Source organism: Enterococcus sp. MMGLQ5-1 (assembly GCF_013155265.1).
GTDB lineage: Bacteria > Bacillota > Bacilli > Lactobacillales > Streptococcaceae > MMGLQ5-1.
The window spans coordinates 99,430-124,751 of sequence record NZ_JABJXU010000008.1; the positions used below are offsets into that span (position 1 = coordinate 99,430).

20 protein-coding genes are annotated in these 25,322 nt (G+C 35.7%); 12 read left to right on the top strand and 8 right to left on the bottom strand.

Annotated features, from left to right (window positions below; all coding sequences use genetic code 11):
• Positions 1 to 34 precede the first annotated feature (34 nt).
• From HOY35_RS09320 to HOY35_RS09330, 3 genes are all read right to left on the bottom strand, one after another.
• Positions 35 to 808 (bottom strand): Cof-type HAD-IIB family hydrolase, encoded by a 774-nt coding sequence (locus HOY35_RS09320; protein WP_172212658.1) that lies wholly within the window; start codon positions 806 to 808, stop codon positions 35 to 37.
• 32 nt (positions 809 to 840) lie between these two features.
• Positions 841 to 1,620, bottom strand: coding sequence for a Cof-type HAD-IIB family hydrolase (locus tag HOY35_RS09325; protein WP_172212656.1), 780 nt, complete (start codon positions 1,618 to 1,620; stop codon positions 841 to 843).
• A gap of 250 nt (positions 1,621 to 1,870) precedes the next feature.
• Positions 1,871 to 4,018: an LTA synthase family protein gene (locus HOY35_RS09330; RefSeq protein ID WP_172212654.1), complete on the bottom strand. Its 2,148-nt coding sequence runs from the start codon at positions 4,016 to 4,018 to the stop codon at positions 1,871 to 1,873.
• 207 nt (positions 4,019 to 4,225) lie between these two features.
• Between HOY35_RS09330 and HOY35_RS09335 the strand changes: the two genes are divergently transcribed.
• Genes HOY35_RS09335 through lgt form a run of 6 tightly spaced genes read left to right on the top strand, consistent with a single transcriptional unit; the run spans position 4,226 to position 9,532 of the window.
• On the top strand, positions 4,226 to 5,407 hold the full coding sequence (locus HOY35_RS09335; RefSeq protein ID WP_172212652.1) for a class I SAM-dependent rRNA methyltransferase: 1,182 nt from the start codon (positions 4,226 to 4,228) through the stop codon (positions 5,405 to 5,407).
• The gene (gene aroD, locus HOY35_RS09340) at positions 5,404 to 6,093 is read left to right on the top strand and encodes a type I 3-dehydroquinate dehydratase (protein ID WP_172212650.1); all 690 of its coding nucleotides are present in this window, start codon (positions 5,404 to 5,406) and stop codon (positions 6,091 to 6,093) included. Before HOY35_RS09335 ends, aroD begins: the two co-directional genes overlap by 4 nt.
• On the top strand, positions 6,083 to 6,610 hold the full coding sequence (locus HOY35_RS09345) for a YqeG family HAD IIIA-type phosphatase (protein ID WP_172212813.1): 528 nt from the start codon (positions 6,083 to 6,085) through the stop codon (positions 6,608 to 6,610). Before aroD ends, HOY35_RS09345 begins: the two co-directional genes overlap by 11 nt.
• A 49-nt stretch (positions 6,611 to 6,659) precedes the next feature.
• Positions 6,660 to 7,772 carry a ribosome biogenesis GTPase YqeH gene (gene yqeH / locus HOY35_RS09350; RefSeq protein WP_172212648.1) on the top strand — a complete coding sequence of 371 codons (1,113 nt, stop codon included), beginning with the start codon at positions 6,660 to 6,662 and terminating at the stop codon, positions 7,770 to 7,772.
• Positions 7,773 to 7,793: 21 nt separating this feature from the next.
• Positions 7,794 to 8,738 (top strand): HPr(Ser) kinase/phosphatase, encoded by a 945-nt coding sequence (hprK, locus tag HOY35_RS09355; RefSeq protein ID WP_172212646.1) that lies wholly within the window; start codon positions 7,794 to 7,796, stop codon positions 8,736 to 8,738.
• Entirely contained in the window at positions 8,738 to 9,532 is a 795-nt protein-coding gene (lgt, locus tag HOY35_RS09360; RefSeq protein WP_172212644.1) for a prolipoprotein diacylglyceryl transferase, read from the top strand. Before hprK ends, lgt begins: the two co-directional genes overlap by 1 nt.
• 105 nt (positions 9,533 to 9,637) lie before the next feature.
• Here the strand turns inward: lgt and abc-f are convergent, their stop codons facing one another.
• Complete coding sequence (abc-f, locus tag HOY35_RS09365; RefSeq protein ID WP_172212642.1) at positions 9,638 to 11,545, bottom strand: ribosomal protection-like ABC-F family protein; 1,908 nt, start codon at positions 11,543 to 11,545, stop codon at positions 9,638 to 9,640.
• Between the two features lie 377 nt (positions 11,546 to 11,922).
• Here abc-f and HOY35_RS09370 point away from each other — a divergent pair, with 377 nt between their 5' ends.
• The 3 genes from HOY35_RS09370 (at position 11,923) to groL (ending at position 14,787) form a co-directional block, all read left to right on the top strand.
• Positions 11,923 to 12,570, top strand: coding sequence for a redox-sensing transcriptional repressor Rex (locus tag HOY35_RS09370; RefSeq protein WP_172212640.1), 648 nt, complete (start codon positions 11,923 to 11,925; stop codon positions 12,568 to 12,570).
• A 246-nt stretch (positions 12,571 to 12,816) separates the two neighbouring features.
• Positions 12,817 to 13,098, top strand: a complete 282-nt coding sequence (locus HOY35_RS09375) for a co-chaperone GroES (RefSeq protein WP_172212638.1) — start codon at positions 12,817 to 12,819, stop codon at positions 13,096 to 13,098.
• A 51-nt stretch (positions 13,099 to 13,149) separates the two neighbouring features.
• On the top strand, positions 13,150 to 14,787 hold the full coding sequence (gene groL, locus HOY35_RS09380; protein ID WP_172212636.1) for a chaperonin GroEL: 1,638 nt from the start codon (positions 13,150 to 13,152) through the stop codon (positions 14,785 to 14,787).
• Positions 14,788 to 15,560: 773 nt separating this feature from the next.
• Here groL and HOY35_RS09385 read toward each other — a convergent pair.
• Together HOY35_RS09385 and HOY35_RS09390 are read right to left on the bottom strand one after the other, a co-directional pair.
• On the bottom strand, positions 15,561 to 17,777 hold the full coding sequence (locus HOY35_RS09385; protein WP_172212634.1) for a sensor histidine kinase KdpD: 2,217 nt from the start codon (positions 17,775 to 17,777) through the stop codon (positions 15,561 to 15,563).
• A 19-nt stretch (positions 17,778 to 17,796) separates the two neighbouring features.
• Positions 17,797 to 18,498, bottom strand: a complete 702-nt coding sequence (locus HOY35_RS09390) for a response regulator transcription factor (RefSeq protein ID WP_172212632.1) — start codon at positions 18,496 to 18,498, stop codon at positions 17,797 to 17,799.
• Positions 18,499 to 18,712: 214 nt separating this feature from the next.
• On the opposite strand from HOY35_RS09390, the gene HOY35_RS09395 reads away from it, so the two are divergent.
• Positions 18,713 to 19,120: a GtrA family protein gene (locus HOY35_RS09395; RefSeq protein ID WP_172212630.1), complete on the top strand. Its 408-nt coding sequence runs from the start codon at positions 18,713 to 18,715 to the stop codon at positions 19,118 to 19,120.
• A 318-nt stretch (positions 19,121 to 19,438) separates the two neighbouring features.
• Here the strand turns inward: HOY35_RS09395 and HOY35_RS09400 are convergent, their stop codons facing one another.
• Together HOY35_RS09400 and hemH are read right to left on the bottom strand one after the other, a co-directional pair.
• Entirely contained in the window at positions 19,439 to 20,698 is a 1,260-nt protein-coding gene (locus HOY35_RS09400) for an MFS transporter (RefSeq protein ID WP_172212628.1), read from the bottom strand.
• A gap of 99 nt (positions 20,699 to 20,797) precedes the next feature.
• Positions 20,798 to 21,742 (bottom strand): ferrochelatase, encoded by a 945-nt coding sequence (gene hemH / locus HOY35_RS09405; protein WP_172212626.1) that lies wholly within the window; start codon positions 21,740 to 21,742, stop codon positions 20,798 to 20,800.
• A gap of 464 nt (positions 21,743 to 22,206) precedes the next feature.
• Between hemH and HOY35_RS09410 the strand changes: the two genes are divergently transcribed.
• Together HOY35_RS09410 and HOY35_RS09415 are read left to right on the top strand one after the other, a co-directional pair.
• A complete protein-coding gene (locus HOY35_RS09410) occupies positions 22,207 to 23,286 on the top strand; it encodes a Xaa-Pro peptidase family protein (RefSeq protein ID WP_172212624.1) in 1,080 nt (359 codons plus the stop codon).
• Between the two features lie 199 nt (positions 23,287 to 23,485).
• On the top strand, positions 23,486 to 25,162 hold the full coding sequence (locus HOY35_RS09415) for an ABC transporter substrate-binding protein (protein WP_172212622.1): 1,677 nt from the start codon (positions 23,486 to 23,488) through the stop codon (positions 25,160 to 25,162).
• Positions 25,163 to 25,322: the final 160 nt, after the last annotated feature.

Here is a 25,322-nt window from a genome sequence, read left to right on the forward strand (position 1 = left end):
AAGAAAATTTTCTGATTGAGTTGTTACACTTTATTTATAACAGCTGATAATGCTTTAAAGCATATTGAATACCACCATCGAGGTTGGTTTTGGTAACAAAATCTGCAATATTTTTTAGACCCTCAACAGCATTACCCATAGCAATTTTATGGTCGCAAGCTTCAAATAGGTCAAAATCATTTGGTCCATCTCCAAAAGCAAAGGTTGGCACCTGTAGCTTCATTAGTTTCAGGGTTTGTTTAACACCAGTTCCTTTATTATTTTCGCCTAATACAACATCTACAATATTTGGATTATTTCTGAAAAAAGTTAATTCTGGGAAAGCTTCTTGATAAGCAAGGTATGAATCATCATCTTTTAGAATGATTAATAATAAATTAATATGATTAAGTTTATCAATCTGATCTTCAATGGCTGGTAAATGCTGGTTGATGGATTGATATGCCTTAGCCATTGTTTCACTGTGCTGCTTGGTCCAAAATTCAGCTTCATTGTAAAATACAATTTCCTGCTGTTTTTTTTCAGCAATTGAAATGAAGCCTTTAGCAATCGAGGCTGGAATGACCGCATCAAATAAAACCTGGCCTTCAATTTCAATTAATTGACCGTTCATGGCAATCATAGAATTAATGCCTGATTCTGCCATGATATCACGTACCTCAAAAGTTGAACGACCAGACGCAATCACTGGTAAAACATTATTTTTTTTTAGCTGAAGAATAGTTTGAGCAACATTTTGGTCAACTTTAGAATGCTCGTTAAGTAAAGTACCATCTAAGTCAAAAAAACAAATTGCCTTGGGTTTCATTATAATCTCCTTATTTTTTATTATCTCTTTATTTAAATCAGTTTAAAATGACGTAATGCCTTTTCAATACCCCGTTCGTTATTGCTAGCAGTAATATAATTGGCAATATTTTTTAGTGGCTTGACTGCATTACCCATTGCAATTTTATGATTGCAGGCTTCTAATAAGGCAAAATCATTATTGCCATCTCCAAAGGCAAAACTCGGTTTATCCTGAATTTTTAGTAGCTCTTGTAATTTTTTAACGCCGGTTCCCTTATTGGTGCCTTGATTAGTAACATCAATTGAATAAGGTGAGTTACGAAAGAATGCTAGGCTTGGATAGGCCTTTTGGTAAATTGTACTTGCCTGTGGTTGCTGGTTGCCGACTAAGAGCATTGAAAATTTTTTTTGACTAATTATTTCAGTATTAATCTCAGGTGATGGCACCTTAAAATGCTGATAGTGTTTGATGAGATTTTGATTTTTGCCTGAGCAAAAAATTTGTTCAGGTGTATAGTAAGCAATTTCATCGTTCATTTTTCTTGAAAAATGAATTAATGAGTAGATGGTTTTAGCTGGTATTGCTTCTCTATAGACTTCCTTATCGTCAATTTCAATATACATACCGTTCATTGCAATTAGGGTAGTTATGTTAGAATCCGCCATAATCCCTTTGACTTCACGCTTCGTTCTTCCGGTTGCGATAACAGGTAGGATATGATTCTTTTTTAATTGCCCAATTGTTTTTTGAATGTCGGGTGTTATCTCAGCATTTTGATTGAGTAATGTACCGTCTAAATCAAAGAAGACAACGCCTTGGTAGTTATTCATTTGAACTCCTTTAGATATCAGATTAAATTAATTATAGCATAAGCTGTTTTAGGCATAAAACAAAAAATAAAAAACGATTTGGGTTTAAAATTTAAAAGAAGGTCGCACAAAGAACGCTATAGCAACGTATAGCATGGTGACAAGCTGTCTTAACTGCTTTTCGCTCAGGCTTCATCTGCTAGTATGTGAAGCCAGTAAGTTTCGAATATTAAATAAAGAGGTTAGGACATTTTGTCCCAACCTCTTAAAATTATTTTGCTTCACTTGTACTTGAGCTATTTTCCGCACTTGATGCTTGAGTTGGATTTAGCTCTTGATAGGATTCAGTCTTGAATAGGGATTGAGTCGTCTTATCACCGTTTTCTGAATAGATGCTAGTTGAGTCATCACCCTTTTCCTTTTCAATTGTCTTAAGCTGTCCAAGCTGATCTTTATAGTTGATTTTACTCGGATCAACATTTTCTAACCCACTGTCCTTATAAAAGCGCAGTAAATCACCATTATTGATTTGATCAGAAATTGCCAATTGCTTTTGGACTGCTTCTTTATCATTTTTAATTAATGTGGTTGTATTTTCATCTGGATTTGTAATTTCAACTCCAGTTTCGGTATTGTAAACACGATCACCGACCACTGTAATTTCTTTTGAGACGAAGTTGTTATTTCTAAATGCGACAATTTGATCGTGGTCTGCTGATAATAAATCCTGACCTAATTGTAAATATTTTGATGTATCCACGCCTAAGAAATGAAGGAGTGTTGGCAGAGCATCAATCTCGCCACCGTAGGTGTGATTAATATGTCCCTCTGTATCGCCAGGGTTTACAATCATATATGGCACACGCTGCATCATAGCATTATTATAGTCATTCCAAGTTTCAGCATCCATACCAAGTAGTGGTGCTAATGATGTATTTCTCGAATTGGAAATACCGTAATGGTCACCATATAGAACAATAATTGAATTATCGTATAAGCCAGAAGCTTTCAAATAATCAAAAAATTCCTTAACTGCTGTATCAAGATAATTTGCAGTAGCAAAGTAGCCATTGATTGTATCGTCATCAGTAGTGGCTAATGGGAAGCCAGACTCAGCATTGGTAAACTGCTCATATGGATAGTGATTACTTACAGTGATAAATTTGGTATAAAATGGTTGCTGCAAATGCTCCAGATAACGAATTGACTGTTCAAAAAATGGCTTATCATGCAAACCATATTGGAATGAATTGTCTGCTGTAACATCGTAATAGCTTGAGTCAAAGAAATAATTGTAGCCAAATTGCTTATAGGTTTCATTGCGATTCCAAAAGGTCCCGGCGTTACCGTGAAAAACCGCAGAAGTGTAGCCGCCATTTTGAGCTAGAATATTTGGCGCTGCTTCAAACGTATTTTTACCACCAAGCTGAGTAAAGAGGGAGCCTTGATTAAGACCAAATAAGCTGTTTTCAAACATTGTTTCAGCATCACTTGTTTTACCCGCCTTAACTTGGTTGAAAAAGTTATCAAAGGCATAGGTTTCTTGGCTATGAAATAGTGAATTTAAAAATGGTGTAACTTCATGTTGAACACCGTTCTCATCAGTTAGCTTATAGTCAATCAAAAACTGCTGAAAGCTTTCCAAATGGATATAGATAACATTTTTACCCTTTGCTTTGCCATAATACTGTGGATTAGGTGCGGCATAATGCTCGCTCACATACTCAGTAACACTTGATAAATCCTGAGGTGTTGCCTTGGCACGGATTTGATTCGTATTATAGGTCTGAATGCCATCATAAATTGTGAAGGCATTTAAGCCCAGATATTTAACGAGATAGTCTCTTGAAAAGGTTCTGGTTAGTAATTCTGAACGATCAGTTTCAGCTAAAAATAAATTGGCTGAGAAGGTCAGAATTGCAATCCATGATACAGCAAAGGCAGCTCTTTTATTGAATGGCTTGTGGTCTACTTTAAAACGTTTAGTTATTTTTAGCCCGATTAAAACAAAGAAATCTATAATATAGATTAAATCCCAGAATCTAAATAGCTGGATGGCGCTTTCACCTAAACCAGAGGCCACCTTACTAGAGCCTAATACTGTGTTGATTGTAATAAAGTCTGAGAATTCACGATAATAAACCGAATTGGCAAATAAAACGATATTTAATAGGAAATATAGTATAAATAGTACACTATAAAAGACCTTAGTATTCTTGAAATAAAGCGCTATACTTAAGAAAAATAGCCCAGTAGCCAACGGATTAAGAAATAAAATAATATATTGGAAGATACTGTCAATTTCAAGATGGAAATCAACGAAATAGGCAAATATCGTCTTAAACCAATAGATTATTAGTAAAATAATAATTAGACCGAGACGTGTCTTGAAAAAATTTTTAAGTTTAGTAATCAGCACGAGTTATGTCCTTTCCGAAAGACAATTAATTATTAGTTAGATTAGATAATAAAAATGTCTAAATTATAATTAGTAAGTAATTGTCAATATACAGATATGAAAATCAATCTCTCAAAATTTTACTCTCAAATAAAATACAAGTCAATTAGAATTAAAAATCTTAGGGAAAATTTAAACATCTCTAAATAATTTTGATATACTGTGATTATGACTAAAATTAGAATTACAGAAAAACTAAAAAAACAAATTATAGCAGGCAAGCAATTGCTTTTAATGCAAGATTTTTCAAATGCACCGCAGCAATTAAAGCCTTTACCAAATAATCAAGTGGTAGAGCTGGTTGATGCTCATAATGAATGCGTCGCGAGTGCTTATTTATCAACTCAAAACAAAGGTATCGGCTGGGTTTATAGTCTTAAAAATGAAGCGTTTACTCACCAATTATTAGTTGAACGTTTTCAAAATGCCAAAAGGCTTCGTTCTCAGTATTTTGGGAATTCATTAACAAATGCATTTTGTCTTTTTAATGATGAAGGCGATTATTTGGGTGGTCTTAGAGTAGAATTATATCATGATTTTGCTGTTTTTTCTTGGTATAACGCTTTCATTGCCCAAAATCAGGCTCTAATTATTTCAGCATTTCAGACTGTTTTTCCAGAGGTAAGGGGTGGTTATGCTAAAAATAGGTTTAAGGGAGCAAAGCAGGAATCAAGCCATCTTTTTGGTGAATCACATTCAGAAGTGAATATTATTTTTGAAAATGGCATTCAATACGCGACACATCTCGATGATGGCTTAATGACAGGTATCTTTTTGGATCAGCGTGAGGTTAGAGGACGATTATTAGATCATTATGCGCAGGGTAGGAGTGTTCTCAATCTTTTTAGCTACACCGCGGCATTTAGTGTAGCTGCTGCAATGGGTGGTGCACTTGAAACGACTAGTGTTGATTTAGCCAAACGAAGTATTGAGCTGAGCAAGGCTCATTTTGAATTAAATCAGATTGATTTAAGCGCACATCGTCTTGTAGTGATGGATACCTTTGAATATTTTAAATATGCCAAGCGTAAGGCATTAAAATATGATTTGATTATTATTGATCCGCCAAGCTTCGCCCGAAATAAGCGCAAGGTTTTCTCGGTTCAAAAGAATTATCAGGAGCTAATTGATGGGGCGCTTTCACTGCTTAATCCGAATGGTTTAATTGTTGCTTCTACTAATGCTCAGAATTATCCGATTGCTGATTTCAAAAAAATGCTGCAAAATAGTTTGAAAAGGTATCACTATGAATTTAAAGAAGTGTTCAGATTACCAAGTGATTATCGGAGTAATCCTAAGCAAAATGATTCAAATTATTTAAAAGTTTTTGTAATTGAGGTGAAAAAATGACTAAAATTGTAGCACCAATTCTAATAAAAAATCTTGAGCAATCAATCAATACTGAGCAATATCAAGATGCTGATATTATCGAATGGCGTGTTGATTATACGGATTTCGAGGCAATTGTTGAGGTTGCAAAGGCTTTAAAGGCTCAATTCCGTCAACCCTTACTGTTCACTATTAGAACCAAATCAGAGGGGGGTAATTTAGACTTAACAATTGATGCCTATCTTGAATTGCAAAAGCAGTTGATTGCCATTCAGCCTGCATATTTAGATTTTGAATTTTTTTCATATTCGGAGGTCTATGCGGAATTTAATCAATGCTGCCAAGAAAATGGTGTTAAGGTGGTAGCTAGCTATCATAATTTTGATGAAACGCCAACAGATTTGGAATATAGATTATCAAAGATGTTAGTTTTAAAGCCAGCAATTGTGAAAATTGCTGTGATGCCCATTAATTTTTTAGATGTGACCTTAGTTTTATCGTTGACAGCGCGCTACGCTGCAATTAACAAGACTAAGCTAGTAACCATGTCGATGGGGGAGCTAGGTAAGTTTACTCGCGTTTCTGGTCATTTAACTGGTTCTGCATGGACCTTTGCAAGTGTGGCAGCAAGTTCTGCGCCAGGTCAGCTATCGATTGCCGAAACGAAACAATTATTGAATACATTTAAAGGAAAATATAATGATTGAAGATTATAAACCGACGTGGTTGATTGAGCGAATCTACCATATTAAACCTGCTGATTTTCAGAGCAGAGGCTTTAAGGCTGTTTTAGTGGATTTGGATAATACATTAATCGCTTGGGATAATCCAAATGGCACTAAGGAATTACGTGATTGGTTAAAGGAGATGGCAGAGGCTGAAATGCCTGTTCTTGTCGTTTCAAATAATAATGCTAAAAGGGTAAAAAAGGCAGTCGAGCCTTTTGGTATTTTATTTATTAGTCGTGCGATGAAGCCCTTTAGCTTAGGAATAAAGCGTGCATTAAAGCAATTATGCCTTAATAAAAATGAAGTCGTTTTTATTGGGGATCAATTAATGACTGATATTCGAGCTGCTAACCGTGTTGGCATTAAGAGTATTTTAGTGCGCCCCTTAGTTGAAAGTGATGCTTGGAGCACTAAGATTAATCGAGCTCGTGAAAAGCGAGTTTGGCGAAAATTAGCAAGTAGTTATGATATGCGCTTTCAGGATAAATTGATATGATAAGACTAGAAATAATTTGGGCTTAATAATGAGAGAATAGGAATGGTAGATGGTAGAGGAAATTTTATTTTGTATCGGTTGTGGTGCTCAGATTCAAACAGAGGAAGAAAGCAAATCTGGCTATACACCCAATTCGGTCTTAAAAAAAGGGCTTGAAACAGGTCAACTTTATTGTAAACGATGCTTTAGATTGCGGAACTACAATGAAATTCAAGATGTTAATATAGCGGATGATGAATTTCTGAAATTATTGAATGAGGTTGGTCAATCGGATAGTTTAATTGTTAATGTAATTGATATTTTTGATTTTAATGGCTCATTAATTCCTAGTTTAACGCGTTTTGTAGGCAAAAATCCGATATTAATGGTCGCTAATAAACGAGATATATTGCCAAAATCAATTAAGGATAGTCGAATCAGACAATGGCTGCTTGAACAAGCACACCAAGCAGGTATAAAGCCTGTTGATGTTATTTTAACCTCGGCGCATAAAAAGCAAGCGATTGAGCCCGTTGTGTCAGCAATTGAAAAATATCGTGCTGGCAAGGATGTCTATGTAGTTGGTGTGACAAATGTCGGAAAATCAACCTTAATTAATCAAATTATTAATTTTTCAACTGGGACAAACAACATTATCACGACTAGCCGGTTTCCGGGAACAACATTAGATAAAATTGAAATACCACTTTCTGACGGTCAGGTATTGTTTGATACACCCGGAATTATTCATCGACATCAGATGGCACATTACATTGGTGCTCAAGATTTAAAAATTGTTTCGCCTCAAAAAGAAATCAAGCCAAAAACGTATCAATTAAATCAAGAACAAACCTTATTTTTGGCAGGATTAGCTAGATTTGATTTCATTCAGGGAGAACGACAAAGCTTTACTGGTTATTTTTCAAATGACTTGGCGATTCATCGCACAAAATTAGAAAAAGCAGCTGATTTTTATCAAAAACACCTTGGAGAGCTAATTCAACCGCCTCGTCCAGAGGAAGTATCTGGATTTCCTAAGCTCGTTCGTCATGAATTTAGTATTAAAGAACCGACAGATATCGTTTTTTCAGGCTTAGGCTGGCTAAAAGTACGTGAAAAAGCAGTAGTTGCTGCATGGGTGCCACAGGGTGTCAGTGTTATCATCAGAAAGTCAATTATTTAGTGATAAGGGGAGAGTAGATAGATGAGCGAGTTTGTAAAGGTTAATCAATTGGTTAACAAAATTAATCTAGAGGTCGTCTCTGGTAATCAACAGTCATTGGAACGAAAAATTACAACGGCAGATATTTCACGTCCTGGTTTGGAATTAACCGGCTATTTTAGCTACTATACACACGAGCGTATTCAGATGTTTGGTAAAAAGGAAGTTTCATTTTCTGAGCAAATGGTACCGAGTGAGCGTTTAATGATTATGCGGAAACTGACTTGTCAAGATACACCAGCAATCATTGTGGCGAGAGGCCTAGAGGTTGCAGAAGAGATGAAGATTGCCGCCGAAGAGAAAAATGTACCTATTTTACGTTCAACCGTTGCAACCAGTCGCTTGGTTGGAGAGGTTTCGAGCTTTTTAGATGACCGTCTAGCAAGTCGAACAAGCATTCATGGCGTGCTAATGGATATTTATGGCTTGGGAGTTTTGATCCAAGGTGACAGTGGCATCGGTAAGAGTGAAACCGGCTTGGAATTATTAAAGCGTGGGCATCGCCTAGTGGCTGATGACCGCGTTGATGTTTATCAAAAGGACGAGCTGACTGCTGTCGGTGAACCGCCTAAAATTTTAGAGCATATGCTTGAAATTAGAGGTGTTGGGATTATCGATGTCATGAATCTCTTTGGTGCCTCTGCCGTTCGTAATTCAATGCAGGTTCAGCTTGCTATCTATCTTGAAAACTTTTCAACGGATAAGGCGTATGACCGCTTGGGTAATGGCACGCAAAACATTTCGATTGCGGGTGTTGACATCCCACAGCTAAAAATTCCTGTTAAAACTGGGCGAAATCTTTCAATTATTATTGAGGCTGCAGCGATGAATTTTAGAGCAAAAACAATGGGCTTTGATGCAACTGCGGAATTTGGCAAGCGCTTAGATCGATTGATTAATCAAAATTCATCGGAAGGTGAGGCTTAATGTTATTTAGTATTGATCCTATTGCGCTTCGTTTTTTTGGATTAGAAATTCACTGGTATGCGATAATTATTTTAGCTGGAGCAATCGCAGGGGTTTATCTTGCCCAAAAGGAAGCAGTTAGACAAGGCTTAAAGTCAGATGATATTTTAGATTTCGTACTTATTACTTTTCCAATTGCTATTATTGGGGCACGAATTTATTATGTGATATTTGATTTACAGGCGTATCGAGAAAATCCCTTGGCCGTTTTTGCAATTTGGCAAGGAGGGCTTGCCATTTATGGTGGCTTAATTGCTGGCTTTATTTGTCTGCTTGTTTTTACTTATTACCGTGTGATACCAAGAATGAAGTTTTTGGATATTGCGACGCCAAGTGTGATTTTAGGTCAAGCAGTTGGCAGATGGGGGAACTTTGTTAATCAGGAGGCTTACGGTGAACCAACAACCTATCATTTTTTGAAGGAAACATTGCACCTGCCCGATTTTATTGTGAATCAAATGAGGGTGGACGGTGTGTACCATCAGCCCACCTTTTTATATGAATCAATTTGGAATCTGATTGGCTTTGTTATTTTGATTTTGCTTCGCCATCAAAAATGGGTGAAGTCTGGTCAGCTATTTGCCTTTTATCTGATTTGGTACGGCGTTGGTCGATTTTTTATCGAGGGCCTGCGAACAGACAGCCTAATGATTGGTGATACTATTCGAGTATCACAAGTATTATCGCTTGTGCTCGTATCTGTCGGTATTGGTATTTTTGCTTATCTGATAAAAAAGAAACCAATCGTTAAGTAGAATTGAAGCAGCATGATTATAAATAAAAAAGAGTTCTCGTCTGAGATGACAAGAATTCTTTTTTTATTTATCAGAGCTGTTTTTCGGTAAATATAGAGTCTATGCTTAAAATGCTTCAAGCTCTAATGAAAGCTTTTCCCAGTCAGACATTACTTTTGTCTGTGCGTTTTCCTTTTCTTCTAGTGTCATATTAAGCTGATGCAGTTTTTCAAAATTTTGTGCAAATTCAGGCTTGAGAAGCTCTTGGTGAATGGCTGATATTTGTAAGTCCAGCTCCTCCATTTCAAGCTCTAAGGCTTCGATTAAACGCTTAAGCCGACGTTGCTCACGCTGTTTTTCTTTATTAATTGAATTTGGAGGAGCGTCTGCTTGCTTGCTGGTTGATTTAGCAGCTGTGGCAGTATTATCTGCTTCAGCTTTTTTTTCAAGGTAATAATCATAGTTTCCTAAATACTGTTTCGCACCATTTGGATTTAGCTCAATGACTTGTGTGGCAATCTGATTGATAAAATAGCGATCATGTGAAACAAATAAAATTGTGCCTTCAAAGTTAGTCAAACTTTGCTCTAATACTTCCTTACTATCAATATCTAAATGATTGGTAGGCTCATCCAGTACTAAAAAATTATGATTTTCCATTGATAGCTTTGCTAATAATAATCTTGCTCGTTCACCACCACTTAAATCACCTACCGTTTTTTTAACATCGTCACCACTAAAAAGAAATGCGCCCAAACGTGATCTAATCTCCTTTTCTGGCGTTGTTGAAAAATCATCCCAAAGCTCATTGAGGACTGTTTTGTTTTTAGTCAAGCGTTCTTGGATTTGATCATAATACCCAATTGAGACATTTGCACCGAGCTTATAGCTGCCAGCTTTAGCTGGAATTGCACCAATAATTGTTTTGAGCAGAGTTGATTTGCCAATCCCGTTTGGCCCGACAATCACAAATCGTTCTTTTCGACGCTCTTCAAAAGTGATATTTTGTGCAATATTTTGATGGTCATAGCCAATTGCTAGCTGCTCTGTTGTCAGCACGACATTGCCAGATGGCTTGTCAATTTGAAATGAAAAATGAATGCTTTTATTGTCTAGCATTGGCGTGTCTAAGACAGTTATTTTTTCGAGCTGCTTGCGCTTGCTCTGCGCTCGTTTAGTGGTCGAAGCACGAGTGATATTTTTCTCAACAAATTGTTCTAGCTTAGCAATTTCCTTTTGCTGTTTATTAAAGCTTTTGATTTCGCTTTGATAATTTTGTGCCTTCTGTGTTAAAAAGCTAGAGTAATTGCCAACATAACGCTTCATTGTTCGCTTAGCAATTTCATAGGTTAGATTAGTAGTTTTATCTAAAAAATAGCGATCGTGGCTGACAATTAGTAGCGCCTGCTTGTAGTTTTTTAAATAATTTTCGAGCCAGCTGAGTGTTTGAATATCCAAATGGTTAGTTGGTTCATCAAGAATTAACAATTCAGGCTTTGATAATAACGTTTTTGCTAGTGCAAGACGGGTTCTTTGACCGCCAGATAATTCACTTATTTTTTTGTTGTAGCTTGATTCTGGAAAATTAAAGCCATTTAAAACAGCCTTAACCTCTGTTTCATAGCTATAGCCGCCATTGCTGGCAAAAGCGGCACTTCGATTGTCGTATTCAATCATAATTTCATCTAGTGTCGAATCAGCTGCCTCTCCCATTTTTTTTTCTAGCTTTTTTAGAATAGCCGCTTCTGCAATTAAGTCTTGAAAAACAGATAATAATTCTTCAAAAACGGTCAAGGAAGATTTTAAGCCACTATTTTGATCCAGGTAGCTCATAGTAAGATTTTTTTTTGTAATAATTTCACCAGAGGAAGCTGCTTCAACGCCAGCAATAATCTTTAGGAAGGTACTTTTACCGACCCCGTTCTTACCAACTAATCCAATCTTGGCATTTGATTCAATTTGCATATCAAGGTGTTCAAACAAGGTGTCTGAACCGAATAATTTACTGATATCCTGTGCTTGAAGTAATAACATTTCTACCACCTTTCTTCCAGGTTAATTTGTTTAGAAAAGTAGCGATACAAGTAAGATTGCCACTTGGACTTTGCCCAAGTCAATAAATGACAATCTAGCTTATACGTACATTTCTAGCAAGTCAAATTACCACCTTTTCTTACAGGTTAATTCAACTAGAAGATTACGTATAAGCTAAATTACCACCTTTCATTTAAAAACAAGTATAACAAAGATTCAGGTTGGTTTTAACAGATTTGATAGATTATATTAAAAATTATGGCTAACTAATTTAGTGATAATAAATTTATTTTTGATAAATTAAGTAGAAAACTTGAAAATTTGTGAAATGATTGATAAACTAATTTGTGAAATACTAAACGAAGGGAGAAAAGTTAGTGAGAGAAAAGAGTGAGCAGGTAATCCCAAAGGCGACTGCTAAAAGATTACCACTTTATTATAGACATTTACAGCGCCTAAAAGAGCAAGATATTTGTCGCACAAATTCCAAAGAATTAGCAGATGCGCTCGCAATTGATAGTGCAACAATCCGTCGTGATTTTTCTTATTTTGGTGAGTTAGGTAAACGTGGTTATGGCTATAACGTTGATGACTTGACCCGTTATTTTGCGAAAATATTGAAAGAAGATGAGCAAACTAATGTTGCCTTGATTGGCGTTGGTAATTTAGGCACGGCCCTAATCAGATATAAGTTTCACCGTAAGAATAACTTGAGAATTTCTGCCGCCTTTGATTTAAAAGACAATCCTTATGTTGGTAAAATTTTAGATGGTGTGCCAGTTTATGACATTGACGAATTGAAAGAGCATATTCAGGCACAACGAATTGAGGTTGCCATTTTATCGGTACCCGCCCAGGCTGCTGAAGGGATTTTATCACAGCTGATTGATGCTGGCGTTAAAGGGATTTTAAATTTTACAACAGAGCGCTTAACTGCACCTGAGGGGATTATTATTCAGTCTGTTGATTTAACGAATGAGCTACAAACACTGATTTATTTTTTGAGAAAAAATGAGCTTGACTAGTCTTTTGGATATTTCTTGAGTTAAGCATTTCTAAACAGGGAGCGAATACGGATTAATCCGTATTCTTTTTTTATTTTATAGCTTTGTTGCAGGAAGTTTTTCATTTGTTTAAAAAAAGATATAAATTATTTATTTTTTAAACAATTATCTTGACTTTTTCTGACTATAGCATAAAATAAGTATTAGATTAGCACTCAATATGTTAGAGTGCTAAAATTAATTAATTAGTAAAACGGAGGGATTAATGTGTTAAAACCATTATCAGATCGTGTAGTTTTAAAGGTTAAAGAGGAAGAAGAAAAAACAGTTGGTGGCTTAGTTTTAGCTTCCTCTGCTCAAGAAAAGCCACAGGTAGCCGAAGTAATTGCAGTTGGACCTGGTGCTAGACAGCATGGTAAAATATTTGAGCCGGATGTTAAAGTTGGGGACTGGGTTGTTTTTGAAAAATATGCTGGTGTTGAAGTAAAAGATAACGGAGAAACTTATTTAGTAGTTAAAGCTGGCGATTTAATCGCAACAGTTGAGTAGTTTTATTGAGCTGATAAATTTAGTAAAAACTATTATTAGGAGGAATTTATTGTGGCAAAAGAAATTAAATTTGCAGAAGATGCACGTAGTAAAATGGTTCGTGGTGTTGATATTTTAGCAGATACAGTCAAGGTAACTTTAGGACCACGAGGTCGAAATGTTGTTCTTGAGAAGAGCTTTGGCTCGCCGTTAATCACTAATGATGGTGTAACAATTGCTAAGGAAATTGAGCTTGAAGATCATTTTGAAAATATGGGGGCTAAATTAGTTTCAGAAGTAGCTTCAAAAACAAATGATATTGCTGGTGACGGTACAACAACGGCAACTGTTTTAACTCAAGCGATTGTTCGTGAAGGCTTAAAGAACGTAACAGCAGGTGCTAATCCAATTGGCATTCGTCGTGGTATTGAAATTGCAACTGAAACTGCGGTTGACGCATTGAAAGAAATCGCAACACCTGTTTCTGGTAAAGAAGCAATCGCCCAAGTTGCAGCTGTTTCTTCTCGTTCTGAAAAAGTTGGTCAATACATTTCAGAAGCTATGGAAAAAGTCGGTAATGATGGTGTCATCACAATTGAAGAGTCAAAAGGGATGGCGACTGAGCTTGATGTTGTTGAGGGTATGCAGTTTGACCGTGGTTATCTTTCACAATATATGGTAACTGATTCTGAAAAAATGGTTGCCGAGCTTGAAAATCCATATGTTTTAGTTACAGATAAGAAAATTTCAAATATCCAAGATATTATGCCAGTATTAGAACAAGTTTTACAGCAAGGTCGTGCGTTATTAATTATTGCTGATGATGTGGATGGTGATGCATTACCAACCTTAGTATTAAACAAAATTCGTGGTACCTTTAATGTAGTAGCGGTTAAAGCACCAGGCTTTGGTGATCGTCGTAAGGCAATGTTAGAGGATATCGCAATCTTGACAGGTGCGACTGTGATTACTGAAGATTTAGGCTTAGACCTTAAAGAAACGACAATCGAAGCGCTTGGTACTGCTGGCAAAATTGTTGTTGATAAAGAAAACACGACAATTGTTGAGGGTACTGGTGACAAGGATGCGATTGCAAATCGTGTTGCAGTGATTAAAGCACAAATTGCTGAAACAACCTCCGATTTCGATCGTGAAAAATTACAAGAGCGTTTAGCTAAGCTTTCTGGCGGCGTTGCAGTGATTAAAGTTGGTGCTGCAACTGAAACAGAATTAAAGCAATTGAAATTGCGAATTGAGGATGCTTTAAATGCAACCCGTGCTGCTGTTGAAGAAGGTATTGTTGCAGGTGGTGGTACGGCTTTAGTCAATGCGGCTCATAAGGTTTCTGAAATTGAAGCTGAAGGTGACGAAGCGACTGGTATTAACATTGTTTTACGTGCCTTAGAAGAACCAATTCGTCAAATTGCTGAAAATGCCGGTTACGAAGGCTCAGTGATAGTTGATCGTTTGAAGAAGGAAAAAGTAGGTATTGGTTTCAACGCTGCAACTGGTGAATGGGGCGACATGGTAGCTGAAGGGATTGTTGATCCAGCAAAGGTTTCTCGTTCGGCCTTACAAAACGCCGCTTCTGTTGCTTCATTAATCTTAACAACTGAAGCAGTGGTTGCTGATAAGCCTGAACCAGCAGCTCCAGCAGCACCGGCAGGTATGCCTGGTGGTATGGATCCATCTATGATGGGCATGATGTAATAGAAAGATAGTGTGTAGATGTAGTGTTTATTAATCTAGAATAAGCTGGCTTAAAATACATCCAAGTACTATAAGCTCTGATCACTTATCAGATGATTTTGAAAGAGAAAGCCCGTCAAAGCAAGCCGCTTCAGCTTTTTAGATAATCTAGCTTCAACGGCTTGAAAGTATCGGCATATGCTGAAAAAATAATTTGTGGCAACAACTGAACTAAACTTTTAAAGCTCTCCTTGGTCGCTTATAAAAGTAAGTTCAATTGCATACCTTGCCGACTAACTGCCTCAAATTTCATTCTGAAATTCTCGGAGAGTAAGTCGACATGGCAAAGAGCGCCTTTTACTATTTTTCAGTCTTATGCTCAACTTTCAAAGCAAGCCGCTTCAGCTTTTTAGATAATCTAGCTTCAATGACCAGCGTTTAGGAAATTAGAGAAAAAGTACGCACAAGCTGAAGCTTGTTTACGCCTTTTTCCTAAATTTCTACAACGCTAAACGGTCATTTCAGCTTTTTAAACAATATTCGGAAATTTATCTATTTCCCTATGGCATTGAAATTGTCGCATTGTTCCTTGTAAACATAAAAGCTAAGTGTGATTGCTTACCAAACTCAAACGGTAAACAATAAATTTAAGACAAATGAAACTTAACGCTTTAGCGTTATAGTTGAATTGTTGAAAAAATTTTATTGTTTCGGGAGAGTTTCGGTAAATCACACGTGCTAGATAAATTACGAATAATATGAAAAGGGTTAGGACTTTTGTCCTAACCCTTTTTTTAAGTATTTTTTGGTAAAACGACCACTGTTTTAAACATATCACCGTCGATAACGACTTGGAAGCTTCCTTGATGCAGCTTAATGATAGAATCGACAATTGCCAAACCAAGTCCGTTGCCATCCGAATTTCGACTTTGATCGCCACGACCAAAGCGTTCAATTAATTTTTCTGCATCCTCATCAAGCAAGAATTTTGAAGTGTTTTTTATAGTTAGCTTGATTTCTTTCGGCATATCATCTAAGCGAATATGAATTCGGCTACTCTCTAATGAATATTTTCCTGCATTAATTAATAGATTCTCAATAACGCGCCAGATTTGATTGCCGTCAATCGTAATTAGTATTGATTGTTTAGGGATTTTAGTTATCAAGCTTAATTTATTTTGCTCGAAGAGCTCGCTATTTTCGGCAATGACCTGTTCTAAAAGCTCTGCCAGATTGATTTCTGATTTGTTTAGTATAATATCGCCATGATCCATTTTAATTACCTCAAACAAATCTTCAATCATTTCTTTCATTCGTGCTGATTTTTGATTGATAATTGCTAAATATTCTTGCCGATTACTGTCACTTAAATGATCCTGAGTTAGTAAATCACCATAGGTAATAATCGAAGTTAAGGGTGTTCTTAAATCATGTGAAACATTGGTAATTAAATCGTTTTTAAAGGCTTCTGATTTTTGACTAGTTGCCTGTGAGATATCGATTAGGCCGCTAAGCTTATCTAAATAATGATTGGCGGAATAAGCATCTTTTTTCAAGGGTACTAAATCGCCATGTATATTTAATAGCTCTGCTGGTTTACGGAATAATTCATTAACCTGTCGAATCAGCTTCAAGGTAACGATAATCGTACCAATAAAATACGCCAAGGCAATCAACAAGGTGAATAGAGAAATGATATTAGACGTTTGGAAAATACTATTAATAATGATGAGACCGATAATTAGTACTATTGTCACAATTGCATAAGTAAGCGCGTAAATTGCCAAGCGGGTAAGCACTGAAAAATAGCTTATCTTATCAAGGAGGCGTTTTGTCCAGGAGTTACTTTCGATTTCCTTAAGTAAGCCAGCCATTTTCATCTGATTATTAGTTAGCTTATCGATTAGAGTTTTTATGATCGCATTGAAAAGATAGATGCTTGCCGTCAGGATACAAAAATGTATTAATAATGTTATCCTTATTGCTGAATAACCTCTTGAGATGATTAATATAAGGAGCGGCGTTATTAATAATGCGATTGCTTGTAATTCAATACTACGTTTTTGTAACCATTTAAATTGATATGTCGATTTTAAATATTGATAAATGATTACGACTAAGCCAATCAATAGCATGAAGAGTCCAGTAAATTTTACGATTTGATATTTTGGAATAAGCTGTTCATTATTTTGAATCGTTTTTGCGAAAGGAGAATTTGCCCTTAAACCAATTAGCATTTTTTGATTGATCGTAGTTTGTTCATTTAAAGTGTCAATTGAGATGGCCTCAGCTTTAGAATTAGCCACAAAATAAAATAAGTCATTAAGACTAAAGGTCTGTGTTGTTGCTACGATCGTTTGATATTTTTTCTGTGCTTCTAGCCAGTTTTTAGCTTCACTGTAGTCTAATTTTTTTAATTTACGATTATTAGTTAAAATTTGCTTATTTGGCAAGATCATAAAGTAGTCAAAAGATTTATTTTCAATATTAGAGCTTAAATCAATCTGTTCTAGCCAGTTCTTTTTATTTTTTTCAACAAATTGATTTATTTCTTCAATCAGCTTCAGCTTTAAATTCTGATCACTGTAGCTCTCTATTAATTTTTTGATTTCAGCATTTAATGAATTTTGAGCCTGCTGATAGGCCTCACCAGTCAATTTTTGCTCATTCAAAGCATTCACTTTATTTTGGATTTCTGTGCCAAGTGCTTCATTGATTTGTTTAGTCTCCTTATAACGCTCTAGCTGATCGCTTGTTATATTTTCTGGTTGAATGGTTTGATCAGTATAGGCTTTCAAATAATTATCCGCATACTGATTTTCCAGAAAGTAGAGATTTCTATTAACGATATTATTTTGGATATTATTGTCACCAATCTCGCTTTGAAGTGAATTTAATTCATTTGTACTCGCTGAAAATAGAATTAAACCTGCTGAAATGCAGCTTGCTCCCAATAACCATAGAATAAGATCTTTTTTTTTCTGCCAAATTTTTTCTAGCTGATTTTTCATACTTCGCCTCAATCTAATTTCATATTTTTTCGATTTTATAACCAACCCCCCAGACAACCTTTAAATATTTTGGTTTTTTAGGGTTAATTTCGATTTTCTCTCGAATTTTTCGGATATGAACTGAAACCGTATTATCGGCATTAAAGCTTGGCTCTTGCCAAACGAGTTCATATATTTCGTCGATTGAGAAAACTTTACCTGCATTTTTCATTAAGAGCTCTGTGATTGCAAATTCCTTTGGGGTCATTTTGATGGGACGTTCGTCAATTGTGACAGTTTTTCCATTTTGATCAAGCACCAAGCCATCGACAATTAGCAAATCACTTTTTTGTTTATTCTCATATTCACCCAAGTCGATAAATCGTCGTAATAAGCTTTTGACTCGTGCAATCAGCTCCATTGGACTAAATGGCTTTGTTAAGTAATCGTCAGCGCCAACAGTTAGTCCTTGAATTTTATCAACTGCCTCGGATTTTGCTGAAAGCATTAGAATTGGTATATTATTACCTGCTGAGCGTATTTTGATACTTGTTAAATTGCCATCCAATTGAGGCATCATTACATCTAAAATAATTAAGTGAAATTCCTGCTCTTGTAATTTAGCCAGTGCTTCCACGCCATTTTTTGCTTCCGTAACTTGATAGCCCTCCTGTTCTAAATAAATTCGGATCCCCTTGCGGATTGTTGCATCATCATCTACTACTAATAAATTAATTTTCATTTAATTGCCTCCTGTAGCATTTTCTATTTTAAGGGATAGATATTATTAAAAACGCTGATAATTTCTTAAGTTCTTCTTAATATTTAAGATATTGCTTGGCACGCTATAAAAATTGTAACAATCAAGTTATAAATTTTATATAGTTTTTAAAATTAAAGCCATTTTTTCGCTAATTATGGTATATTAGTTGAAGTAATTGCAAAGGAGTTCAGCATTGAAAACAGTAATTAAACGTCATCAGGAGGTTATCTTATATCTTTTTTTTGGTGGCCTGACAACTTTAGTAAATTTAATCAGCTACTCAGCATGTCGTGCGTTTTTTGATTTTAATTATCAAATAAGTACCATTATTGCTTGGTTTCTTTCGGTACTTTTTGCTTATCTTACCAATAAATTATTTGTTTTTAACCGTCGTGATGTAAAGGGGCAGGAATTAGTTAAGGAAATCTATTTATTCTATGTGTATCGAGTGATTTCGCTACTAATGGAAATGTTGATTTTATTTATTTTCTTTAAAAAATTACAGCTCAATGAAGCAGCAGTTAAGATTTCGGCACAAATTATTGTTATTTTAGCGAATTATATTTTCAGCAAATATTTAATCTTTTTTAAACGAGAATAAGGAGGTGGGACAAAAGACGTTTAACGACGTAGAAAATAGTGCTAAATTGCCTCTTAAAAAAATCTTTAAAAAGTACATTTCCCGCTCGGACATATTTCGCTCGAGCGGGAAATTAGCATGTTTTGACGGATTTTCTTTCTTAAAACGGTTCAAATAGATACATCATCTCAGATAGCAAAGGTCTGATGATATCAACAAATTACTCCTCAATTTTTTATAGTTTTAACCAGAGAGAGAAAGTACCTTGTTCTATGCTTTTTTGATGAGGCAGTTTAACACTATCTTCTACATCGTTAAACGCCTTTTGTCTCATCTAGCTTATTTATTTAGTTTTTCATGCAAGCTGAGATCATAATTTCGTGCCTTGGGTATCATAAAATTAGCGATACCACAAGCTAGAATGCCAATTCCAGCAATGATAAATAATTTTTCGACACCAATTAAATCGGCAAGTGGTCCTGCAAAAACTAAGCCGATCGGACCTGTAATGGTCATTAGTGAATTGAGTACCCCCATAATTCGCCCAAGCTGTTCAGGAGGGTAGCTTTCTTGAATCATAGCCATTAATAACGTTTGTAAAAAAGGGGTTGCTAAGCCAGCGATTGCATTTAAAATTGCAAACCAGATAAAGCCGCTTTGATTGCCGGGGAGTAAACCACTGATGCCGACTGTGATACCAGTAAAAAAATAGCCCCAGAAGATTGGCTTCATTCGATTTTGCCACTTTCCAAACACACCAATATACAAACCCCCTAAAAGCATGCCACCTGAGAAGCAAGCCTCAATTAATCCCGCTTGAGCGACAGTACCGCCAAAATAGTCAAGCGTCATTAAAGGATACATACTTGCTGCCGGCATTAGAAATAATGTAAAAAAAGCGACTATAATTGTGATATACCACAATCCTTTATTATTAATCAGCTGTTGAAAGCCGAATTGAGTATTTGAGAGTAAATGAAGCTTTTCTGGACGGTTCTCAGTTTGAGGGATAATCACAAAGATTAGTAGGGTGATACCAATAATTGCACCAAGTACATCAAGTAGAATTAGTAAATTCATTGGCATAATTGCAAATAAAAATGCGCCTAGAGCAGGTGCAATAATCATATTGCCTGATTGCACCATTCCTAATTGACCATTAACCCTTGTGATTTCATTTTTAGGAATCATGGTTGGAAGGATTGATTGGATAATCGGCATTTGAAAGGTCTGGGCGATTGAGCGCATTAGTAAAGATATCAAAATTAGCCAGAGCGGGAACTGATTGGCAAGAGTACCGGTAATCGATAGTATGACTGCGAAAAATGCCACAACAGAATCGGTGATAATTAATAGCGCTTTTTTATTAAAGCGATCAACAATCGGCCCAACCAACGGACTGAGTATTGCCATTGGTAGCATCGCAAGCAGAGTGGCGAAACTGAGAACGGTTGCCGAACCAGTAGTCTGTGTTAAGTACCAGACTATCGAGTATTGGACAATCATACTGGTGATGCCAGATAAAAATTGACCAAAAAAGAATAAGTTAAGATTGCGTCGCCAATGCTTGAAGGGCAAACTAGCTGAGGTCTCTGTCATTGAATCACTCCTAGTATCATAATTAAATCTTAATAGCCTTATTATACAAGTTTATGGCTAAGAGTGCTATTTTTGGACTGTCAAATTAGTGTGATTTGATCAATAACCATTAATGATTGCTTGAAACAGTTCAGCAAGCTCTCTATCAGCATTAAAAGGATGAATATAAGTGAATTTCTCTCCGCCATTTTCCATAAAATACGCTTTATTTTCCACCTCAAGCTCAATAGTGGTTTCAAGACAATCGGCAACAAAGCCCGGCGCTACAATGAAAATATTTTTAATCCCGTCATGTGGCAATGATTTTAACGTTGCATCTGTTGCAGGTGTTAACCATTTTGCTGGTCCGAATTTTGATTGGTAGGTTTGGAGATAGGGGATATCTGGTAGTGCTTCCATGATTAATTCTGTTGTTTTGGTGCATTCCTCTGGATAAGTATCTCCATCCTTGACATACGATGCTGGAATACCATGGTAAGAAAATAGGATTAGATCAGGCTTTTCAGTTGCTAATTTCTCTTTTAATTTATGAACATAGTAATTAATATAAATTGGATGGTCAAAAAATGAGCGAATAAAGCGAAGATTAACAATCTGATCTGTGCCAATAAATGCTTTCATAATCTCATCAAAAATTGCGCCAACGGTTGTGCCGGAATATTGCGGATACATTGGTATGACAGTTAAATCAGTCACTCCCTTTGAAATGAGCGCATCAATTTTTTGGCTAATGGATGGCTTACCATATGACATTGCAATCTCAATTTTTATTTCGGGTAATAATTTTTGTAAATTATTTTTCTGCTGCTCGGCAAAAGCAATTAGTGGGAATTTTTGATTATGCTCAATTTGTTGATAAAGCTTAGCTGATTTTTTAGGCCTAGTTTTCAAAATCATACCATGTAAAATTGGCAGCCAGATAATTCTGGGTGTTTTAATTACACGTTGGTCTGCTAAAAATTGTGCCAGATAAGTCTTAACATGCTTTGGATTACTACTTTCTGGGCTTCCTAAATTGATTAATAATACTGCTTTATTTTTCATTGCTTCCTCAATTCATTCTATTATCTATCAACTATATCATAACAAAATGCTAAAATTAATCTAGCTTTTATGTTTTAATATTTTAATTAATAAATAAAAAAAGTAATAATTAAGGAAGAATATTTCAGGAAAAAATATAAGCGTTTCGAAATGAAAACGTTCTTTATAACATTATATGTTAGTTTTGTATACGCTTTATTGCATTTTTATGGCATAATAATAATGTTTACAAATTTAAAATAATTTAAAATTTAGCTTATTGACTCAGTAGAAAGTTAATAAATAAGATTTTTGAAAAAAGATTTAATTCTATTATCGTAATATCTTCTTACACGAATAATATCTATTTTGGTAATGTTATTGACTTCGGCATAATGTCCAATTTTTATTTTTTGAAATTTCTTGTTTATTGTCCTTTCGCTTGAGTTCAAGATTTCAGCTTTTTTTAGAAAGGAAGATTATTAATGAGTAGGGCACGAATTAAGAGAGTGCTAAAAGCAATGGAAGATGCTGAGCTCAGTCAGCTCTTAATCAGCGATCCAATGTCAATTTATTATTTGACTGGCTATTATAATGAACCTGGTGAACGATTTTTTGCACTTTATTTAAATGAGTCTAAAAATTTCACCATCTTTTTAAACGATTTATTCCCTGATTTTGATTTTGAAAATATTCATCAAGTTCGTTTGAATGACACAAGTGATATTTCAGCTGTTTTAGCTAAAACGCTAAATGCTGAGCAAAAGCTAGGTGTGGATAAAAATCTACCGGCAAGATTTTTATTGCCAATGCTAGAAAACCATCTTGTAAGCGGTTTTATTAATGGCTCCAGCTTGGTGGATGACGTTCGGGCAATCAAAGCTTTTGACGAACAGGAAAAAATGCGAGTAGTTTCGGCAATCAATGATCGGGCAATGGTGGCATTTAAGCAATTGATTGTACCTGGTGTTACTGAAAAGATGGTTGCTAATCAAATCTTATCCATTTATCTTGAGCTTGGGGCAGATGATATTTCCTTTACGCCAATCGTTGCCTTTGGCAAAAATGCTGCTGATCCTCATCATTTTCCTGATGATACGGTCTTAAAGGCTGGAGATTGTGTTTTATTTGATGTTGGCTGCAAAAAGGATATGTATTGCTCTGATATGACTCGTACTTTTTTCTATCAATATGTCAGTGATGCGCATCGAACCGTTTATGAAACCGTGAGGGCTGCCAATCAGGCTGCCATAGAGCAAATTAAGCCGGGAGTTGCTTTAAATCATTTGGATCAAACAGCACGGGAGGTCATTGGTCAAGCAGGATTTGGTAGCTATTTTACTCATCGCTTAGGGCATTTCATCGGCTTAGATGTGCATGAGTATGGTGATGTTTCTAGTAGTAACACAAAATTGATTCAGTCAGGCATGATTTTTTCAATCGAACCGGGTATTTATTTACCAGACGATGTTGGCGTTAGAATAGAGGATTTATTGCTGGTGACTGATGAGGGCGCAATCAATCTGAACAGTGGTTATCCAAAAACGCTAGAAATTATTGAATAATCAAAATTTTTTTTCAACGTTTTTTTAATGGTCTAGAGTAATATAGTTTGAATAATCTAAAAATTGTACTATAATAATAAAAAAGTTTTTAATTATTAGCTTAATTTTGAAATTATTTTTTAAAATGAAATGCTTAGCTGGAAGTTGGCTTTATGAGTAGCTAGCATTTAATTTAAGCTTACTAAAATGGAGGAAGATTATGGGAATTAACAAGCGATTTAAAAAAATTGCTTATATTACAGCTATGACGGGTGTAGTATTAGCATCAGCGTTGGCTTTGTCAGCGTGTGGTTCAAAAGGCTCTGGTTCAAAAAGCAGCAGCTCAAGCGACACGGTTGTGATTGGGACAACTGATAAAATTGTGACAATTGACCCTGCAGGTTCTTATGATAATGGTTCATTTATGGTAGAAAATAATGTTTATCCATTTTTATATAACTTTGCTTATGGCTCAACGACACCAGAGCCAGATGTAGCAGATGGTGCTGGGGAATTTTCTGCAGATGGCACAGAATACACAGTTAAAATTAAAAAAGGCTTAAAATTTGCTAATGGTCACGATTTAACTGCGTCAGACGTTGTCTTTTCATATCAGCGTGTTGTAACGATTGGTGAAAATGGTAGTGACTTAGGTAATGGTCCGTCTTCATTACTATCAGATATGGAATCAGTTAAAGCAACTGATGATCATACAGTTGTCTTTAAATTAAAAACTCCAAATAATGTGCTTTGGGAACAAATTATGTGTACACCAGCTGGACCTATTGTTGATGAGCAGGTTTTTGCCGCTGATAAATTAACACCAGATGCTGACATTGTTAAAGAAAAAGCCTTTGCAGGTCCGTTAGTTATTGATAGCTACTCAATTAATGATTCAATTTCTTATTCTAAGAATGAAGATTATGACGGCATTTATGGCGCAGCTAAAGCTAAGAGCTACCAAGTTAAATATTATGCAGATGCCTCTAATATGAAGCTTGATATTCAAAATAACACAATTGACGTTGCCTTCCGTTCGTTGACTGCGACAGACGTTGCTGACCTTGAAAAGAACGATAAGGTTAAGGTTTATGAAGGTCCCGGTGGCGAATTAAGATATATGGTCTTTAACTTTGCCATTCAACCATATGGTACAGCGACTGAAAATGCAGATCCAGCGAAAGCATTGGCTGTTAGAAAAGCCGTTGCAAATGTTGTTGACCGTGAAGAAATTGCCAAAAATGTATATAAGGATACCTATTCACCTGCCTATTCATTTGTACCTTCTTCATTTGAAGGCTTTACACCTGCTTTAAAAGAAGCGTATGGTGACGGTAAGGGTGGACCAGATGTTGATAAAGCAAAAGCGGCTTTAGAGGCGGCAGGCGTTAAAACACCTGTTGAAATTAATATTCAATACAACGGTGACCATTACGGTTCTTCATCACCAGATGAATATGCTGCAATTAAACAACAATTAGAAGATTCTGGTTTATTTAAGGTTTCACTTGCTCAAACTGAATGGTCTGTATATGCTAAGGATCGTGTAATTACAGATAGCTCAAATGGTTCGTATCCTGTTTATCAATTAGGCTGGTTCCCAGATTTTTCAGATGCTGATAATTATCTTAGCCCATTCTTTGGTGAAGAAAGCTTTGTTCACAATGGCTACAACTCTCAAACAGTGATTGACCAAATCAACTCTGAAATTTCAGATACAAATCACGATTCAAGAATTGCGAAGCTAGAAGCAGTTCAAACAACACTTGCTGGTGATTTACCAACAATTCCATTACTTGAAGGTAAGCAAATTGCCGTTGCGGGTACTGATGTGAAGGGTGTTTCGGATACCTTAGATGCATCATTTAAATTTAGATATGGTGCTATTTCTAAATAATTTAATTAAATAAGGTAACTTGCTGGTGCAAAACGACTGTGTATGAATTGCATCAGCAAATTACTTTCATTAGGTATAAAGCTAAAAAAAGATAAAAGTGTTAATTAATTTTTGATTATTAATCGATTTTTGATTTAGACACTACGAAGGGGTAACAAAT

Excerpts from the sequence above, each read along its gene's own strand:
- HOY35_RS09320 (WP_172212658.1), bottom strand. The coding sequence starts at position 808 with ATGAAACCCAAGGCAATTTGTTTTTTTGACTTAGATGGTACTTTACTT.
- HOY35_RS09325 (WP_172212656.1), bottom strand. The coding sequence starts at position 1,620 with ATGAATAACTACCAAGGCGTTGTCTTCTTTGATTTAGACGGTACATTA.
- HOY35_RS09335 (WP_172212652.1), top strand. The coding sequence starts at position 4,226 with ATGACTAAAATTAGAATTACAGAAAAACTAAAAAAACAAATTATAGCA.
- aroD (WP_172212650.1), top strand. The coding sequence starts at position 5,404 with ATGACTAAAATTGTAGCACCAATTCTAATAAAAAATCTTGAGCAATCA.
- yqeH (WP_172212648.1), top strand. The coding sequence starts at position 6,660 with ATGGTAGAGGAAATTTTATTTTGTATCGGTTGTGGTGCTCAGATTCAA.
- hprK (WP_172212646.1), top strand. The coding sequence starts at position 7,794 with ATGAGCGAGTTTGTAAAGGTTAATCAATTGGTTAACAAAATTAATCTA.
- lgt (WP_172212644.1), top strand. The coding sequence starts at position 8,738 with ATGTTATTTAGTATTGATCCTATTGCGCTTCGTTTTTTTGGATTAGAA.
- abc-f (WP_172212642.1), bottom strand. The coding sequence starts at position 11,545 with ATGTTATTACTTCAAGCACAGGATATCAGTAAATTATTCGGTTCAGAC.
- HOY35_RS09385 (WP_172212634.1), bottom strand. The coding sequence starts at position 17,777 with ATGAAAAATCAGCTAGAAAAAATTTGGCAGAAAAAAAAAGATCTTATT.
- HOY35_RS09390 (WP_172212632.1), bottom strand. The coding sequence starts at position 18,498 with ATGAAAATTAATTTATTAGTAGTAGATGATGATGCAACAATCCGCAAG.
- HOY35_RS09400 (WP_172212628.1), bottom strand. The coding sequence starts at position 20,698 with ATGACAGAGACCTCAGCTAGTTTGCCCTTCAAGCATTGGCGACGCAAT.
- hemH (WP_172212626.1), bottom strand. The coding sequence starts at position 21,742 with ATGAAAAATAAAGCAGTATTATTAATCAATTTAGGAAGCCCAGAAAGT.
- HOY35_RS09410 (WP_172212624.1), top strand. The coding sequence starts at position 22,207 with ATGAGTAGGGCACGAATTAAGAGAGTGCTAAAAGCAATGGAAGATGCT.
- HOY35_RS09415 (WP_172212622.1), top strand. The coding sequence starts at position 23,486 with ATGGGAATTAACAAGCGATTTAAAAAAATTGCTTATATTACAGCTATG.